Origin of the sequence: Isoptericola maris, assembly GCF_048065335.1 — a bacterium.
Lineage (GTDB): Bacteria > Actinomycetota > Actinomycetes > Actinomycetales > Cellulomonadaceae > Isoptericola > Isoptericola rhizosphaerae.
Genome location: NZ_JBLUNY010000007.1, coordinates 73,155 through 88,216, shown reverse-complemented (window position 1 = coordinate 88,216; position 15,062 = coordinate 73,155). Strand labels below are relative to the sequence as shown.

Here is a 15,062-nt window from a genome sequence, read left to right as displayed (position 1 = left end):
TCAAGCCTTCTTCTGCACGACGAGCTGCTCCTGCTCGACGTCGGTCTCCTCGTCCGCGGTGTCGCCACCGACGAGCGGGCTCCCGTCGCCCTTGAGGAACCCGTTGCGGAAGTCGTCCACGGCCGCGGCGAGCGCGTCCTCCGTCTCCTGCTCCAGCTTGCCCGTCTTCTCGATCGTGGTGAAGACGTCGGTGTTGCGGCGCAGGTGGTCGAGCAGCTCGGACTCGAACCGCTTGACGTCCGGCACGGGAACGTCGTCGATCTTGCCCTTGGTGCCGGCCCAGATGGACGCGACCTGCTCCTCGACCGGGTACGGCGTGTACTGCGGCTGCTTGAGCAGCTCCATGAGCACCGCACCACGGGCGAGCTGGCCGCGCGACGCGGCGTCGAGGTCGGAGGCGAACATCGCGAAGGCCTCGAGCGAGCGGTACTGCGCGAGCTCGAGCTTCAGCGTGCCGGAGACCTTCTTCATCGCCTTGACCTGTGCGTCACCACCGACTCGGGAGACGGAGATACCGACGTCGACGGCCGGGCGCTGGTCGGCGTTGAAGAGGTCCGACTGCAGGAAGATCTGCCCGTCGGTGATGGAGATGACGTTGGTCGGGATGAAGGCCGACACGTCGTTCGCCTTCGTCTCGATGATCGGCAGACCCGTCATCGAACCGGCACCGAGCTCGTCCGAGAGCTTGGCGCAACGCTCGAGGAGGCGGGAGTGCAGGTAGAAGACGTCGCCGGGGTACGCCTCGCGGCCCGGCGGACGGCGCAGCAGCAGCGACACGGCGCGGTAGGCGTCCGCCTGCTTCGACAGGTCGTCGAAGATGATGAGGACGTGCTTGCCGTCGTACATCCAGTGCTGGCCGATGGCCGAGCCGGTGTACGGGGCGAGGTACTTGAAACCGGCCGGGTCGGACGCCGGGGCGGCCACGATCGTCGTGTAGTCGAGCGCGCCGGCCTCCTCGAGGGCGCCGCGCACGGAGGCGATCGTCGAGCCCTTCTGGCCGATGGCGACGTAGATGCAGCGAACCTGCTTCGTCGGGTCGCCCGACTCCCAGTTGGCCTTCTGGTTGATGATCGTGTCGACCGCGATCGCCGTCTTGCCGGTCTGGCGGTCGCCGATGATCAGCTGTCGCTGGCCACGGCCCACGGGGATCATCGAGTCGATCGCCTTGATACCGGTCTGCAGCGGCTCGTGCACCGACTTGCGCTGCATCACGCCGGGCGCCTGGAGCTCCAGGGCGCGGCGACCGTCGGTCTCGATCTCGCCGAGGCCGTCGATCGGGTTGCCCAGCGGGTCGACGACGCGGCCCAGGTAGCCCTCGCCGACCGGGACCGAGAGCACCTCACCGGTACGGCGGACCTCCTGGCCCTCCTCGATGCCGGTGAACTCGCCCAGGACGACGACACCGATCGTGCGCACGTCCAGGTTCAGCGCAAGGCCCAGCGTGCCGTCCTCGAAACGAAGCAGCTCGTTGGCCATGGCGCCGGGAAGGCCCTCGACGTTGGCGATACCGTCGGCGGCGAAGGTGACGCGGCCGACCTCCTCGGTCACCGCGCCCTCGGGCTCGTAGGACTTCACGAAGCTGTCCAGAGCGGCGCGGATCTCCTCCGGCCTGATCGTCAGCTCAGCCATTGCTCTTCTCCTGTCGTGGCCGCGTCTGCGACCGAACGTTCATCTGCGCCGACCGGTGGCCGGCTGGGCGTCGAATGGATCAGCCGGCCAGCCGGCGACGGGCGTCAGCCAGGCGGGACAGCACGGTGGAGTCGACGACGTCTGCGCCGACCTGGATTCGCAGCCCGCCCACGACGGCCGGGTCGACCGTCACGTTGAGCTGCACGGGGCGGCCGTAGGCGCGCTCGAGGATCTCGCCGAGACGCTGCTCCTGCGCCCCGGTCAGCACCGAGCCGCTCGTCACGGTGGCGACGAGGCGCTGGCGGCGCTCGGCCGCCACGTCCCCGTACCACGTGAGCGTCGGCACGAACCGGCGGCCGCGCAGCGTCGTGGTCGCGCGACGCACCAGCGCCAGCGTGACCTCGTCGACCTTGCCTTCGACCAGCGCGTCGACCAGCGCCGTGCGGCGGGCCGGGTCGGTGGTCTCGTCGGACAGGATCTGCCGGGCCTCGCGCTGACCGACCAGCGCACGCGTCAGGCGGAAGAGCTCGTCCTCCACCGTCTCGAGCGCACCGCGCGACTCCGCCGCGGCCAGCAGCGCGTCCACGCCGAGCCGCTCGACGGCGTCGACCAGGTCGGCGTCGCTCGACCAGCGCGACCGGGTGAGACCCGACACGAGGTCGACCACACGCTCGTCGAACCCGGTCAGCACGGCCGACACGAGGCGTGCCTTGTCCTCACCGTTCCGCGACGGGTCCGCGAGCGAGCGGCGCAGCGCACCGGACTCGTCGAGCGCGGTCACGACGGCGAACAGCTGCTCACCGAGCGTGACCGACTCGCCGGCCGCGGACCGCAGCACCGGCTCGAGCCGCTCCTGGGCGGCCGCCAGCGATGCTCCGCTCGTTCCTCGCATCAGCCCTCCTTGACGCTCGTCGTCGCCGACTGGTCCGCCTCGAGCTCGTCGAGGAACCGGTCGACCACGCGCGACTGGCGCGCGCTGTCCTCGAGGGACTCGCCGACGATCTTCGACGCGAGCTCGGTGGCCAGCGTGCCGACCTCGGCCCGCAGCGAGACCGCCGCGGACTGCCGCTCGGCCTCGATCTGCCGGTGTGCGGTCTCGACGATACGCGCCGCCTCGTCGCTGGCCTTCGTCTTCAGCTCCGCGACGATGGCCGTGCCCTCGGCGCGGGCCTCCTCGCGGGTCTTCGACGCCTCGGCGCGAGCCTCGGCGAGCTGCTGGTGGTACTCCGCCAGCGCTGCCGCGGCCTCCTCCTGCGCCTTCTCGGCCTTGGCGAGGCCGCCCTCGATCTTCGCCGTGCGCTCGTCCAGGACGGCCTGGAACTTCGGCAGCACGTACTTGTAGAAGACGACGGCGATGACGAGCATGACGACCGACGACCAGATGATGTCGTACCAGGCGGGGATGAAGAGGTCGATGCCCTCCGCGGTCCCCTCCGCCGCCACGATGACCGGGGCGGCGTTCTGCGCCGCCGCCATCACGCGGCCGGGAACAGGAAGCCGGCGACGAGGCCGAGGAGCGCGAGGAGCTCGACGAACGCGACACCGAGGAACATGGTAGCGCGCAGCTGGCCGGCGACCTCGGGCTGACGGGCCATGCCCTCGATGGTCTTGCCGATGAGGATACCGAGGCCGATGCCCGGGCCGACGGCGGCGAGGCCGTAGCCGACAGCGTTGAGGTTACCGGTGACCTCGGCGAGGGTGGTGACGTCCACTGGGTTTCCTTCCGTTGGGCGACGGACCGGCGGTCCGACGTCGCTGACTTGCGTCTGTGTGGGTGGTGGGCGTGATCAGTCGAGGAGCCGACCGCGAGGTCAGTGCTCCTCCTCCAGCGAGAGGCTGATGTAGACCGCGGCGAGCAGGGCGAAGATGTACGCCTGCAGCAGCGCCACCAGGATCTCGAACAGCGTGATGGCGAAACCGCCGGCGAGCGTGAGCACGCCGATCCCCTTGAGGGCCGGAGCCGCCTCGAGCAGGAAGAAGTGCGTCGCCGCGAAGCACAGCACGAGCATGATGTGCCCGGCGATCATGTTGGCCGCGAGTCGCAGCGCGAGCGAGAGCGGACGGACCACGAGGATCTGCAGCAGCTCGATCGGCGTCACGATGAAGTAGATCGGCCACGGGATGCCGGGCGGGAAGAGGTTGTTCTTCAGGTAGCCGCCGAGCCCGTGCTGGCGGATGCCCACCCACCAGTAGGTGGCGAAGACCCACAGGGCAAGCACCAGCGGCAGACCGATCCGGGACGTTCCCGCCAGGTTGAGGAACGGGATGATCCCCGTGATGTTGAAGACGAGGATCGCCAGGAAGATCGTCGTCAGCATGGGGACGAAGCGCCGGGCGTTCGCCTTGCCGAGGATCTCCTCCGCGATCTGGACCCGCACGAAGTCGAGGATCATCTCGATGGCGCCCTGGAACCGGCCGGGCACGAGCCTGGCCCGCCGGGCGGCGACGACGAAGACCGCGAGCAGCACGATCACCGCGAGGACACGGATGATCCAGATCCGGTCGATCTGGAAGATCGTGTCCTCGAAGAGGATCGCCGGCGGGAAGAACTCGTCGATGGACGGCACGTGGAAGCCGCCCTCACCCTCGGAGGCGGCGAACAGCGTGGGGGTCGCTGACGTAAACAGGAGGACTCCCGGAGGTCGAAGGTCTTGCAGCACTCCCACGGTCGTGGGCACGCCGTCGGACCTGGCCGTCATGGATTCGGGTACAGCCTACCGGACGCTGTGCCGTGCTCCGACACATCCACGACGATCCGAGGCTGCAATCCTGCGCCTTGTGAACGACCGCACTTTCTCGCGTCCGACCGGCGGGCCGCGCGGGCGGCCGGGGCACGGGGTCAGGGCTGGACGTAGGGCATCCGCGCACCCTTGACCGCCAGGTAGTCGAGCAGCGCGGAACCGATCGCCCCGATCGCCAGCACCACGAAGAGCACGTACGGGTCGTAGAAGTCGGCACCCCGCAGCACGGCCAGGACGACGACCAGCACGACGATCTTGGCCAGCCAGGTCCCCATGACCACGCCAGCCATCACCGTGGGGGGCTTGCCCACCGTGCGCTGCATCGACCAGACGGTCGTGGCGCAGAAGAGCGCGGCGAGCGCGGCTCCGACGAGAGCACCCCAGAGCCCTTCGGTCCCCGCGACGAGCACACCGACGGCAGAGCCCAGCACCACGAGCGCCCCCACGAGGACGAGCGTCCACCGCATCGCGCGGCGCAGCATGGCGCGCTCGCCGGCCTGGACCTCGTCGAACGAGCGGCCCGGAGCCCCGGCCGGCTCGTCAGGGTTGTCCGGGGCGGGTGGCTGTGCGGTCATGGTCCGACTCCTTCGACTGCGGTTTCACGGGGGGCGGGGCGGCTACCTGCGCTGTCGGCAACGCACCGGAGGCGACGTCGTCGTCCAGGAAGCGACCCCTGGTGCGCAGCGGTCCGAGCGTCAGCAGCAGGGCGACGACGACGGCGACGAGCAACCAGACGAGGACCACCTGCCAGCGCCAGCGGACGAACGCGGACGCGCCGAACGCGAACACCGCCGTCCAGACGTACAGGATCAGCACGGCACGGCGGTGCGAGTGCCCGAGGGCCAGCATCCGGTGGTGCAGGTGCATCCGGTCCGGGGCCATGGGCGACTTGCCCGCGGCGAGCCGCCGCACCACGGCCATCGTCATGTCGAGCAGCGGCAGCATCGCGACCGCGAGCGGCAGCAGCAGGGGGATGAACAGCGGCGCACGCTGGGCCCCGGACAGCGCGTCGGTGATCGTCGGGTCGATCCGACCGGTCACCGAGATCGCCGCACCGGCGAGGACCAGCCCGAGCACCATCGAGCCCGAGTCGCCCATGAAGATGTGCGACGGGTAGAAGTTGTGCGGCAGGAAGCCGAGACAGACGCCGACCAGCACGGCCGTCATCATGGCCGCGAGGCTCGAGAAGTCCGTGGGGCTCGCCTGCGTCGTGAGCGAGTAGGTGTACAGGAAGAACGCGGAGCCGCCGATCGCCACGATCCCGGCCGCCAGCCCGTCGAGCCCGTCGACGAAGTTCACGGCGTTCATCGCCACGACCACCACCAGCACGGTGACGAACAGCGACAGCCTGGCCGACGGGATGGTGAGCCCGCCGGGAGTCGGCAGCGACGTGAGCTGGACCTGGTTGAACGCCATGAAGCCGGCGGCGAGCACCTGGCCGGCCAGCTTGGTCATCCAGTCGAGGTCCCAGACGTCGTCGGCCCACCCGAGCAGGCAGACGATGACCGCTCCCCCGAGGATGCCGAGCACCTGCGGCTCTTCCGCCACCCCGTCGAGGAACGGCATCTGCCCGGCGACCAGCACGGCGACGACGATCCCCAGCAGCATCGCCAGGCCACCGAGGCGCGGCGTCGGCAGCACGTGGACGTCGCGCGCGCGGACGGCGGAGATGGCGTTCGTCTTGTTGGCGACCCACCGCGCTCCGGGGGTGGCCAGGTACGTCACCGCCGCGGCGATGAGCATGACCAGGAGGTAGGCCCTCACCCGGCCGGCACCTCGCTCGTCTCCTCGCCGACGCCCAGCACGGGCGCGACCTCACGGAGCTGCTCCAGGGACACGGCGCCGTCGCGCGCGACGCGCAGGTGCTCGCCCGTCGCGTCCACGATGGTGGACGCCACACCACCGGGCGCGGTCCCCCCGTCGAGGTAGCAGCGGACGGCGTCCCCGAGCTGCTCGACGGCGTCGCCCGCCTCGCGCGCCGCGGCCTGACCGGTGCGGTTCGCGCTGGAGACGGCGAGCGGTCCGGTGCGACGCAGCAGCGCCAGCGCGGCCTCGTGGTCGGGCATGCGCAGGGCCACGGTCCCGTGCGTCTCCCCCAGGTCCCACTGCAGGGAGGGCTGGGCACGCAGGATGATGGTGAAGCCGCCGGGCCAGAAGGCCTCGACGAGAGCCCGCGCCGCGTCGGGCACCTCGGTCGCCAGCCCGTCCAGGGTGCGCGCGTCCGGCACGAGCACCGGCGGCGGCATCTGGCGCCCCCGCCCCTTGGCCGCCAGAAGCGCGGCGACCGCGGCGGCGTCGAAGGCGTCGGCCCCGATGCCGTAGACGGTGTCGGTCGGGAGGACCACGAGTCCGCCGCGGGAGATCGCGTTGACCGCCTCGTCGATGCCGGGTCCCCAGGTGTTCGCGTCGGTGACGTCGTGCACGCTGCTCACACGTCCCAGTCTGTCACGGTTCGTAGGGCGTCCCGTGCACGCGTCGGTCGCCGCGCGACGACCATCCGAGGCCGTCCGGCGAGGTCCGGTCGGGTGACCGCGTCCACCAGCCCCGCACGGGCGGCGGTCGCGCGAGCCGCCTCGGCCTGCACCTCGGCGTGCTCCATGACGTAGAGGCCACCGGGTCGCAGGAGCCGCACGGCTGCCGCCGTCACCCCGCGGGGCACCTCGAGCCCGTCGTCGCCCAGCCCGTAGAGCGCCACCGCCGGGTCGTGGTCGGCGACCTCCGGGTCGTGCGGCACGGCGCCCGGCGGTACGTACGGCGGGTTGGAGACCACGACGTCGGCGGTCCCGTCGAGCTCCGTCAGGGCCGTCCGGGCGTCGCCCCGCACCAGGTGCACGACGGCGGCCCCGGCGGACGTGACCGTCTCGACGTTGCGCGCCGCCCACCTGTGAGCGGCGGCGTCGAGCTCCACGGCGTGCACGACCGCCCCCGGGACCTCCGTCGCGACGGACAGCGCGATCGCACCCGAACCGGTGCACAGGTCGACGACGACGGCGCTGCCCCGGTCGGCGACAGCGCGGGCCGCGGCGTCGATCGCCACCTGGGCGACCTCCTCCGTCTCCGGGCGAGGCACGAAGACACCCGGCCCCACCGCGAGCTCGAGGTGCCGGAACGCGGCCGACCCGGTGAGGTGCTGCAGCGGCTCGCGGCGGACGCGGCGCGCCACGAGGCGGGCGAAGCGATCGGTGACGGCGCCGTCGTCCGGGGCACCGCCGTCGGGCACGGTGTTCGCGACCGGGGTGTCCAGCAGGGCGAGGCGTCGCACCTCGCCGCGGTCCACGCCGAGCACGTGGGCGAGCAGGACCTCGGCGTCCACCCGGGGCGACGGCACCGCCGCGTCGGCGAGCGTCGCGGTCGCCGCGCGCAGCAGGGCGGCAGCACCCGGCACAGTCACGCGGTCAGGCATCGCCGGCCGCGGCCAGCCGGGCCGCCTCGTCGGCGTCGATCGCCGACTGCACCACCGGGTCCAGGTCCCCCGCCAGCACGTGGTCGAGGTTGTACGCCTTGTAGCCGGTGCGGTGGTCCGCGATCCGGTTCTCCGGGAAGTTGTAGGTGCGGATCCGCTCCGACCGGTCGACGGTCCGGATCTGGGAACGCCGGATGTCGGCCGCCGCCGCGGCCGCCGCCTCCTGCTGCGCGGCGAGCAGCCGCGCCCGGAGCACGCGCATCGCCTGCTCCTTGTTCTGGAGCTGCGACTTCTCGTTCTGCATCGACACCACGATGCCGGTGGGCAGGTGGGTGATGCGCACCGCGGAGTCGGTCGTGTTCACGGACTGGCCGCCCGGGCCGGAGGACCGGTACACGTCGATGCGCAGATCGTTCGTGTCGATCTCGACCTCGCCCGGGTCGTCGACCTCCGGGAAGACGAGCACACCGGCGGCCGAGGTGTGGATGCGGCCCTGCGACTCGGTGACGGGTACCCGCTGGACCCGGTGCACGCCACCCTCGTACTTGAGGTGGGCCCAGACGCCGTCGCCCGGATCCTGAGGCGTGCCCTTGGACTTGATCGCGACCTGGACGTCCTTGTACCCGCCGAGCTCGGTGTCGGTGGCCTCGAGCACCTGGGTGCTCCAACCGTGCCGCTCGGCGTACCGCAGGTACATGCGCAACAGGTCGCCGGCGAAGAGTGCCGACTCGTCGCCGCCCTCCCCCGCCTTGATCTCGAGGATGACGTCGCGGCCGTCGTCCGGGTCGCGCGGGACGAGCACCCGCCGCAGGTGCTCGGCGGCGTCGTCCAGGGCCGACCGCATGGCGGGCAGCTCGGCGGCGAACGTCGCGTCGTCCCGGGCCAGCTCGGCGGCCGTCTCCGCGTCGTCGCGCGCAGCCTGCCACGTTCGGTACGCACCCACGACCCGGTTGAGCTCCGCGTACCGTCGCCCGAGCGTGCGGGCCCGGCCGGCGTCCGCGTGCACCGCCGGGTCCGCCAGCTCGCCCTCGATCTCGGCGTGCTCGGCGAGCAGGGGCTCCGCCACCGCGAAGTCTTCGGTCACGTCAGCTCTTCTCTCTCATGGATCGCGCAGGCCGTCGACGTCGGTCCGCAGATCCCCTTGCCCCCGACGGACGGTGGGGAGACACGACAGCGCCGGTGGCCCGACGTCCGACTGCCCCTGGAGAGGTTGTCGGGCGGACCACCGGCGCTGCGGAGGTGCTACTTCTTGCCGTAGCGGGCCTGGAACCGGGCGACGCGGCCACCGGTGTCCAGGATCTTCTGCTTGCCCGTGTAGAACGGGTGGCAGGCGCTGCACACGTCCGCCGCGATCTTGCCCGACTTCTCGGTGCTGCGGGTCGTGAACGTGTTGCCACAGGTACAGGTCACCTCGGTGACGACGTACTCGGGGTGGATTCCGGACTTCATGATGCTCCTTGGTGTGATGCCGCCGGGTCGCCTCGCAGGACAGCGAGCCGTGAACCGGACAGCCGACGAACCATTGTGCCAGAACGCGTGCGCGCCTGGAATGTTCTCCGCTGTGACGTCAGATGGTCTCGCCCGGGTCCCCGTCCGAGAGGCCCGCCGGCGTCGTCTTCTGCACGTGCAGGAGGAACTCGACGTTGGTCTTGGTCTTGCGGAGCTGCCCGAGCAGGAGCTCGATCGCCTGCTGCTGGTCCAGCGCGCCCATGACGCGCCGCAGCTTGTAGACGATCCCGAGCTCGTCCTTCGACAGCAGGATCTCCTCGCGGCGCGTGCCCGACGCGTTGACGTCCACGGCCGGGAAGATCCGCTTGTCCGCGAGGTTGCGGGACAGGCGCAGCTCCATGTTGCCCGTGCCCTTGAACTCCTCGAAGATCACCTCGTCCATCTTCGAGCCCGTCTCGACCAGCGCGGAACCGAGGATGGTCAGCGAGCCGCCCTCCTCGATGTTCCGGGCGGCGCCGAAGAACTTCTTCGGCGGGTAGAGCGCCGCGGCGTCCACACCACCGGAGAGGATGCGGCCCGACGCCGGCGCGGCCAGGTTGTAGGCGCGCGACAGGCGGGTGATGGAGTCGAGCAGCACGACGACGTCCTGGCCCAGCTCGACGAGGCGCTTGGCGCGCTCGATGGCCAGCTCGGCGACGATCGTGTGGTCCGAGGCCGGACGGTCGAACGTCGAGGCGATGACCTCGCCCTTGACCGTCCGCTCCATGTCGGTGACCTCTTCGGGCCGCTCGTCCACGAGCACCACCATGAGGTGGACCTCGGGGTTGTTCGCGGTGATCGCGTTGGCGATCTGCTGCATGATGATCGTCTTGCCGGCCTTGGGCGGCGAGACGATGAGACCACGCTGGCCCTTGCCGATCGGGGCGACGATGTCGATCACGCGCGGCGTGAGCCGGGTCGCCTCGGGGTTCTCCAGGCGGAGCCGGTCCTGCGGGTACAGCGGCGTCAGCTTGTTGAACTCCGAGCGCTGCCGCGCCTCGTCGGGCGTCATGCCGTTCACGGAGTCGAGCCGCACGAGCGCCGCGAACTTGCTGCGCACGTTCTTGCCGGTCTGGGTGCCGCCGCTGGGCGGCTCCTCGCCCTCGCGCGGCTGACGGATCGCCCCGACGACGGCGTCACCCCGGCGCAGACCCGACTTGCGGACCTGGTTGAGGGAGACGTAGACGTCCTTCGGGCCGGGCAGGTAGCCGCTCGTGCGCACGAAGGCGTAGTTGTCGAGGATGTCGAGGATGCCCGCGACGGGGACCAGGACGTCGTCCTCGCGGACCTCGACCTCCTCGGGTCCCAGGTCGGGGCCGTTGCCGCCGCGGCCGCCGCCCTGGCCGCCGCGGTTGCGCTTGCGGTCACGGCCGCGGTCCCGGCCCCGACGACGGCGCGAGCCGTTGCGGTCCTGCTGGTCGCCGCCGCGCTGGCGGTCGCCCTGACCGCCCTGGTTGCGGTCCTCGGAGTCCCCGCCCTGGTCGGAGCCCCTGGCGCTCTGGGTCTGACCACCCTGGTTGCCCTGGCCGGCCTGTCCCCCCTGGCTGCCCTGGTTGCCTCGCTGGCGCTGTTCCCGCTCACGGGGCGCAGCGACGGCGTCGGCGAGCTCGGCGAGGCGCGCCTCCCGGTCCGCACCGCTCTCGCCGGACGCGCCGCCGGAGCGGTCGGCCCCGGCGTCGGCCGAGGAGCCGGTCGGGCGCGTGGCGCGTCGGCGGCGCTGCCCGGACTCGGCCGGTGCGTCGGTGCGCACCGTCGGCGTCCCGGTGGACGCGGCGGCGACCGGAGCGGCGGACGAGGCCCGCTCGACGGCCGGGGCGGTCTCGACCGCGGCGGCGCCGCGCTGCTGCGCGGGAGCCTTCTCGGTCGTGGGCTGCGAGCCGGACGCGCCCCCGCGCCTGGCGCGGATGGTCTCGGCAAGGTCGCCCTTGCGCATGCGGCTCGTCCCCTTGACGCCCATCTGGGACGCCAGTGCCTGGAGCTCGGCAAGCTTCATCGAGCTCAGGTTGTCGGTGGTGTTCGTCACGAAGGACCCTTCCCCCTCGTATGCGGTCCGGCGGTTTCATCCGCTCGGACCGGGGTGGTGGGCGCCCGGGCGCAGGGGGCGCCTGGACGCGGAACCTCACGTCAGTGGTACGACGACGTCGGCTGACGGGGTTGCTGTCGGCCTCCTGCACGGGACGTCGGTGACGATACGGCTGCCGCCGCGCCCTGACACACCTCGGACTGCGACGATGCGCGCGTGAGCGCGGCGCAGAGGGGGTGGGTGCCGTCGTGGTCGATGCTGAAGGCTTGCTTCATGCTACCACCCATGCGGGACGCTACGACACGTCGTGCCCGTCGTGTCGATCGCCGGATGGCCGACGTGCCAGCCGGCTCCCCCGTGCGGGTCACCCAGGAGATCCCCGAGGACGGACTCGAGCTCCGACTCCTGCCCGACGGCCGTGAGCACGAGCACCGTCGGCCCGGCCCCCGAGACGGTCGCCGCCAGCCCGGCGGCACGCACCGAACGGACGAGCTCCGCCGTGGCGGCCATGACCTCCGCCCGGTAGTCCTGGTGCAGCCGGTCCTCCGTCGCGTCCAGCAGCAGCTCGGGGCGGCGCGCGAGCGCCTCGACCAGCAGCGCGGCGCGTCCGGCGGTGAACGCCGCATCGGCGTGCGGCACCTGCTCGGGAAGCACACCCCGGGCGCGGCTGGTGGCCAGCTGTACGTCCGGGACGAGCACCGTCGCCCGGATCCGCGGGTCGAGCTCCAGGTCCACCGCTCGCGGCCCGTCCACCCCGGACCAGGCCAGCGTGACACCGCCTCGTAGCGCCGGGGCGGCGTTGTCGGGGTGCCCCTCGAACTGTGTGGCGACACCGAGCATCGTCCGGGCGTCCAGCGCCTGCGGGTCGGCGAGGAGACCCCGCGCAGCCACGATCCCCGAGACGACGGCCGCCGCGGACGATCCCAGGCCGCGGCCGTGCGGGATCCGGTTCGTGCACCGCAGATGGACGCCCGTCAGCGGCGCACCGGCCAGCTCCAGCGTGTGCTGCAGGGCGCGCACCACGAGGTGGTCGGCGCCGTCGGGCACCGCGCCGGCGCCCTCCCCCACGACCTCGACGCGGACCTCGTCGCTCGCGACGAGCTGCACCTCGATCTCGTCGTGCAGGCCGAGCGCGAGTCCCATCGCGTCGAAGCCGGGACCCAGGTTCGCGCTCGTGGCGGGGACCCGGACCAGGACGTGGTCGGCACCGAGCCTCATGTCACTCCAGCCCGAGCGCGTCCGCGACGGACACGACGTCGGCCGACACGCGGGTCGGGGCCACCTCTTCACCGTCGAGCGTGCGCAGCGCCCACTGCGGGTCCTTCAGGCCGTGCCCCGTCACCGTGATCACGATGCGGGCACCGGCCGGCACCAGACCTCGCTCCGCACGGGAAAGGACCCCGGCCACGCCGGCCGCCGAGGCGGGCTCGACGAACACCCCGACGTCGGCCGAGAGCAGTCGGTGCGCCGCGAGGATCTCCGCGTCCGAGACGGCCTCGATGACGCCGCCGGAGTCGTCGCGCGCGGCCTCCGCCTGGGCCCACGAAGCCGGGTTCCCGATCCGGATCGCGGTCGCGACGGTCTCGGGGTCGACGGGATGGCCCTTGACGATCGGCGCCGCACCCTCCGCCTGGAAGCCCCACATCGCCGGTGTGCGCGTGGCGACGGCCTGCGGGGCCGAGCCCGGGCCGTGCTCGCTGGTGACGATGCCCGCGTACTCGCGGTAGCCCTTCCAGTACGCCGTGATGTTGCCGGCGTTGCCCACGGGCAGCGCGTGGACGTCCGGGGCGTCGCCGAGCGCGTCGACCACCTCGAACGCACCCGTCTTCTGGCCCTCGATACGGTCCGGGTTCACGGAGTTCACCAGCTCGACCGGGTAGGCCTCGGCCAGCTTGCGCGCGACGACGAGGCAGTCGTCGAAGTTTCCGTCGACCTGGAGCAGCCGAGCACCGTGCGCGATCGCCTGGCTGAGCTTGCCCATCGCGATCTTGCCCTCGGGGACGAGCACGGCGCAGGTCATGCCCGCTCGGGTCGCGTACGCGGCCGCCGACGCCGAGGTGTTGCCCGTCGAGGCGCACACCACCACCTTCGCGCCGCGGCCGGCCGCCGCCGACATCGCCGTCGTCATGCCGCGGTCCTTGAAGGAGCCCGTCGGGTTCATGCCCTCGACCTTGACGTACACCTCGGCACCCGTGCGCTGCGAGAGCGCGGGGGCCTCGACGAGCGGGGTGCCGCCCTCCCCCAGGGTGACGATCTTCTCGGTGACGTGGGCCGGCAGGCGGTCGGCGTACTCGGTGATGACACCCCGCCACTGGTGTGCCGGCATTCTCAGACTCCCTCGACTCGCAGGACGGACGTGATCTGACGGACGGGATCGAGCCCGTCCAGGGCCGCGACCGTCGCGGCCAGCGACGCCTCGCGCGCCGCGTGGGTCGTGATGACCAGACGAGCGACCGGCTCGGTCTCCTCGGGCTCGACCTCCGCCGCCGGCTCCGAGGCGGGCTCCGCCTCGAAGGACGCGGTCAGCGCCTCACTCTGGCGGACGGTGTCGATGGAGACCCCGTGGTCGGCGAGGACCCCGGCCACCTGGGCGAGCACGCCCGTGCGGTCCGCCACCTCCAGGCGTACCTGGTACCTCGTCACGGCAGCGTCGGCCGCCAGGACCGGCAGCGAGGCGTACGCCGACTCACGAGGCCCCTTGCCGCCCACCAGCCGGTCCCGCGCCGCGGACACCAGGTCGCCGAGCACCGCCGACGACGTCGGCCTGCCACCGGCACCCTGCCCGTAGAACATCAGCGGACCGGCCGACTCGGCCTCCACGAAGACGGCGTTGAACGCGCCGCGCACGGCCGCCAAGGGGTGGTCCGTCGGCACGAGCGCCGGGTGGACACGGGCCGCCACGCCCTCCGACGTCCGCTCCGCGATGGCGAGCAGCTTGAGCACGTAGCCGGTCCGGCGGGCCCAGTCGACGTCGTCGCGGGTGATGCCTCGGATCCCCTCACGCGCGACCTGGTGGATCGAGACGCGCGTGTGGAACGCCAGGGAGGCGAGGATGGCGGCCTTCGCCGCGGCGTCGAACCCGTCGACGTCGGCGGTCGGGTCCGCCTCGGCGTACCCCAGCTCCTGTGCCCGCTTGACCACGTCCTCGAGATCGAGTCCCTGGGTGGTCATCTCGTCCAGGACGTAGTTCGTGGTGCCGTTGACGATGCCCAGGACGCGCTGGACCTGGTCGCCGGCGAGCGACTCGCGCACGGGCCGCACGATCGGGATGGCGCCGGCCACGGCCGCCTCGAAGGAGAGGTCGGCCCGGGCGGCGTCCGCCGCCTCGAACAGGACCGGTCCCTGCTCGGCGAGGAGCTGCTTGTTCGCGGTGACCACGCTGGCGCCCTGGGCGAGGGCACGCAGGATCAGGGTGCGCGCCGGCTCGATGCCGCCCATCAGCTCGACGACGACGTCGGCCTCGGCCACCAGCCCTTCGGCGTCCTCGGTGAGCAGCCCGGCGGGGATGCCCTCCCGCTGCCGCGAGGCGTCGCGGACCGCGATGCCGACGACCTCCAGCGGCGCACCGGCGCGCGCGGCGAGCTCGGTGGAGTTCTCCAGCAGCCCGCGCGCCACCTCGGTCCCCACCACGCCGCAGCCGAGCAGCGCGACCCGCAGGGGCCGCACCTCGGACCGCGAAGGGCCCGACGACGCGGGCACGGTGGGCAGGTCAGCTGCAGCAGGCACGAAACCACCTTGGTCGAGAACGGGAAGGACGTGGCTCAGGATAGCCACGCCC

15 protein-coding genes are annotated in these 15,062 nt (G+C 72.1%); all 15 read right to left on the bottom strand.

Annotated features, from left to right (window positions below):
* Positions 1-1,629, bottom strand: coding sequence for a F0F1 ATP synthase subunit alpha (atpA, locus tag ACH5HR_RS11690; protein ID WP_402375740.1), 1,629 nt, complete (start codon positions 1,627-1,629; stop codon positions 1-3).
* A 79-nt stretch (positions 1,630-1,708) separates the two neighbouring features.
* Positions 1,709-2,521 carry a F0F1 ATP synthase subunit delta gene (locus ACH5HR_RS11685; RefSeq protein WP_402375742.1) on the bottom strand — a complete coding sequence of 271 codons (813 nt, stop codon included), beginning with the start codon at positions 2,519-2,521 and terminating at the stop codon, positions 1,709-1,711.
* The gene (locus ACH5HR_RS11680) at positions 2,521-3,105 is read right to left on the bottom strand and encodes a F0F1 ATP synthase subunit B (protein ID WP_402375744.1); all 585 of its coding nucleotides are present in this window, start codon (positions 3,103-3,105) and stop codon (positions 2,521-2,523) included. The genes ACH5HR_RS11685 and ACH5HR_RS11680 overlap by 1 nt, the downstream gene beginning before the upstream one ends.
* Positions 3,105-3,341, bottom strand: a complete 237-nt coding sequence (locus tag ACH5HR_RS11675; protein ID WP_098464265.1) for an ATP synthase F0 subunit C — start codon at positions 3,339-3,341, stop codon at positions 3,105-3,107. Before ACH5HR_RS11675 ends, ACH5HR_RS11680 begins: the two co-directional genes overlap by 1 nt.
* A 99-nt stretch (positions 3,342-3,440) precedes the next feature.
* Complete coding sequence (gene atpB, locus ACH5HR_RS11670; RefSeq protein ID WP_402375746.1) at positions 3,441-4,328, bottom strand: F0F1 ATP synthase subunit A; 888 nt, start codon at positions 4,326-4,328, stop codon at positions 3,441-3,443.
* Positions 4,329-4,468: 140 nt separating this feature from the next.
* On the bottom strand, positions 4,469-4,945 hold the full coding sequence (locus ACH5HR_RS11665; RefSeq protein WP_402375748.1) for a Cg1360 family ATP-synthase-associated protein: 477 nt from the start codon (positions 4,943-4,945) through the stop codon (positions 4,469-4,471).
* A complete protein-coding gene (locus ACH5HR_RS11660; RefSeq protein WP_402375750.1) occupies positions 4,911-6,134 on the bottom strand; it encodes a glycosyltransferase family 4 protein in 1,224 nt (407 codons plus the stop codon). The genes ACH5HR_RS11665 and ACH5HR_RS11660 overlap by 35 nt, the downstream gene beginning before the upstream one ends.
* Positions 6,131-6,793 (bottom strand): L-threonylcarbamoyladenylate synthase, encoded by a 663-nt coding sequence (locus tag ACH5HR_RS11655; protein WP_416478078.1) that lies wholly within the window; start codon positions 6,791-6,793, stop codon positions 6,131-6,133. Before ACH5HR_RS11655 ends, ACH5HR_RS11660 begins: the two co-directional genes overlap by 4 nt.
* Before the next feature lie 5 nt (positions 6,794-6,798).
* Positions 6,799-7,773 (bottom strand): peptide chain release factor N(5)-glutamine methyltransferase, encoded by a 975-nt coding sequence (gene prmC / locus ACH5HR_RS11650; protein ID WP_416477977.1) that lies wholly within the window; start codon positions 7,771-7,773, stop codon positions 6,799-6,801.
* Positions 7,766-8,857 (bottom strand): peptide chain release factor 1, encoded by a 1,092-nt coding sequence (gene prfA / locus ACH5HR_RS11645; protein ID WP_402375753.1) that lies wholly within the window; start codon positions 8,855-8,857, stop codon positions 7,766-7,768. The genes prmC and prfA overlap by 8 nt, the downstream gene beginning before the upstream one ends.
* A 158-nt stretch (positions 8,858-9,015) precedes the next feature.
* Positions 9,016-9,222 (bottom strand): 50S ribosomal protein L31, encoded by a 207-nt coding sequence (rpmE, locus tag ACH5HR_RS11640; RefSeq protein WP_106268919.1) that lies wholly within the window; start codon positions 9,220-9,222, stop codon positions 9,016-9,018.
* A gap of 118 nt (positions 9,223-9,340) precedes the next feature.
* Entirely contained in the window at positions 9,341-11,254 is a 1,914-nt protein-coding gene (gene rho, locus ACH5HR_RS11635; RefSeq protein ID WP_416478076.1) for a transcription termination factor Rho, read from the bottom strand.
* Positions 11,255-11,560: 306 nt separating this feature from the next.
* Positions 11,561-12,502, bottom strand: a complete 942-nt coding sequence (gene thrB, locus ACH5HR_RS11630; RefSeq protein WP_416477976.1) for a homoserine kinase — start codon at positions 12,500-12,502, stop codon at positions 11,561-11,563.
* Between the two features lies 1 nt (position 12,503).
* Complete coding sequence (thrC, locus tag ACH5HR_RS11625) at positions 12,504-13,610, bottom strand: threonine synthase (RefSeq protein WP_402375757.1); 1,107 nt, start codon at positions 13,608-13,610, stop codon at positions 12,504-12,506.
* A 2-nt stretch (positions 13,611-13,612) separates the two neighbouring features.
* Entirely contained in the window at positions 13,613-14,992 is a 1,380-nt protein-coding gene (locus ACH5HR_RS11620) for a homoserine dehydrogenase (protein ID WP_402375909.1), read from the bottom strand.
* Positions 14,993-15,062 lie beyond the last annotated feature (70 nt).

Coding starts and splice junctions, on each gene's coding strand:
- atpA (WP_402375740.1), bottom strand. CDS start 1,629: ATGGCTGAGCTGACGATCAGGCCGGAGGAGATCCGCGCCGCTCTGGAC.
- ACH5HR_RS11685 (WP_402375742.1), bottom strand. CDS start 2,521: ATGCGAGGAACGAGCGGAGCATCGCTGGCGGCCGCCCAGGAGCGGCTC.
- ACH5HR_RS11680 (WP_402375744.1), bottom strand. CDS start 3,105: ATGGCGGCGGCGCAGAACGCCGCCCCGGTCATCGTGGCGGCGGAGGGG.
- atpB (WP_402375746.1), bottom strand. CDS start 4,328: ATGACGGCCAGGTCCGACGGCGTGCCCACGACCGTGGGAGTGCTGCAA.
- ACH5HR_RS11665 (WP_402375748.1), bottom strand. CDS start 4,945: ATGACCGCACAGCCACCCGCCCCGGACAACCCTGACGAGCCGGCCGGG.
- prmC (WP_416477977.1), bottom strand. CDS start 7,773: ATGCCTGACCGCGTGACTGTGCCGGGTGCTGCCGCCCTGCTGCGCGCG.
- rpmE (WP_106268919.1), bottom strand. CDS start 9,222: ATGAAGTCCGGAATCCACCCCGAGTACGTCGTCACCGAGGTGACCTGT.
- rho (WP_416478076.1), bottom strand. CDS start 11,254: ATGAAGCTTGCCGAGCTCCAGGCACTGGCGTCCCAGATGGGCGTCAAG.
- thrB (WP_416477976.1), bottom strand. CDS start 12,502: ATGAGGCTCGGTGCCGACCACGTCCTGGTCCGGGTCCCCGCCACGAGC.
- thrC (WP_402375757.1), bottom strand. CDS start 13,610: ATGCCGGCACACCAGTGGCGGGGTGTCATCACCGAGTACGCCGACCGC.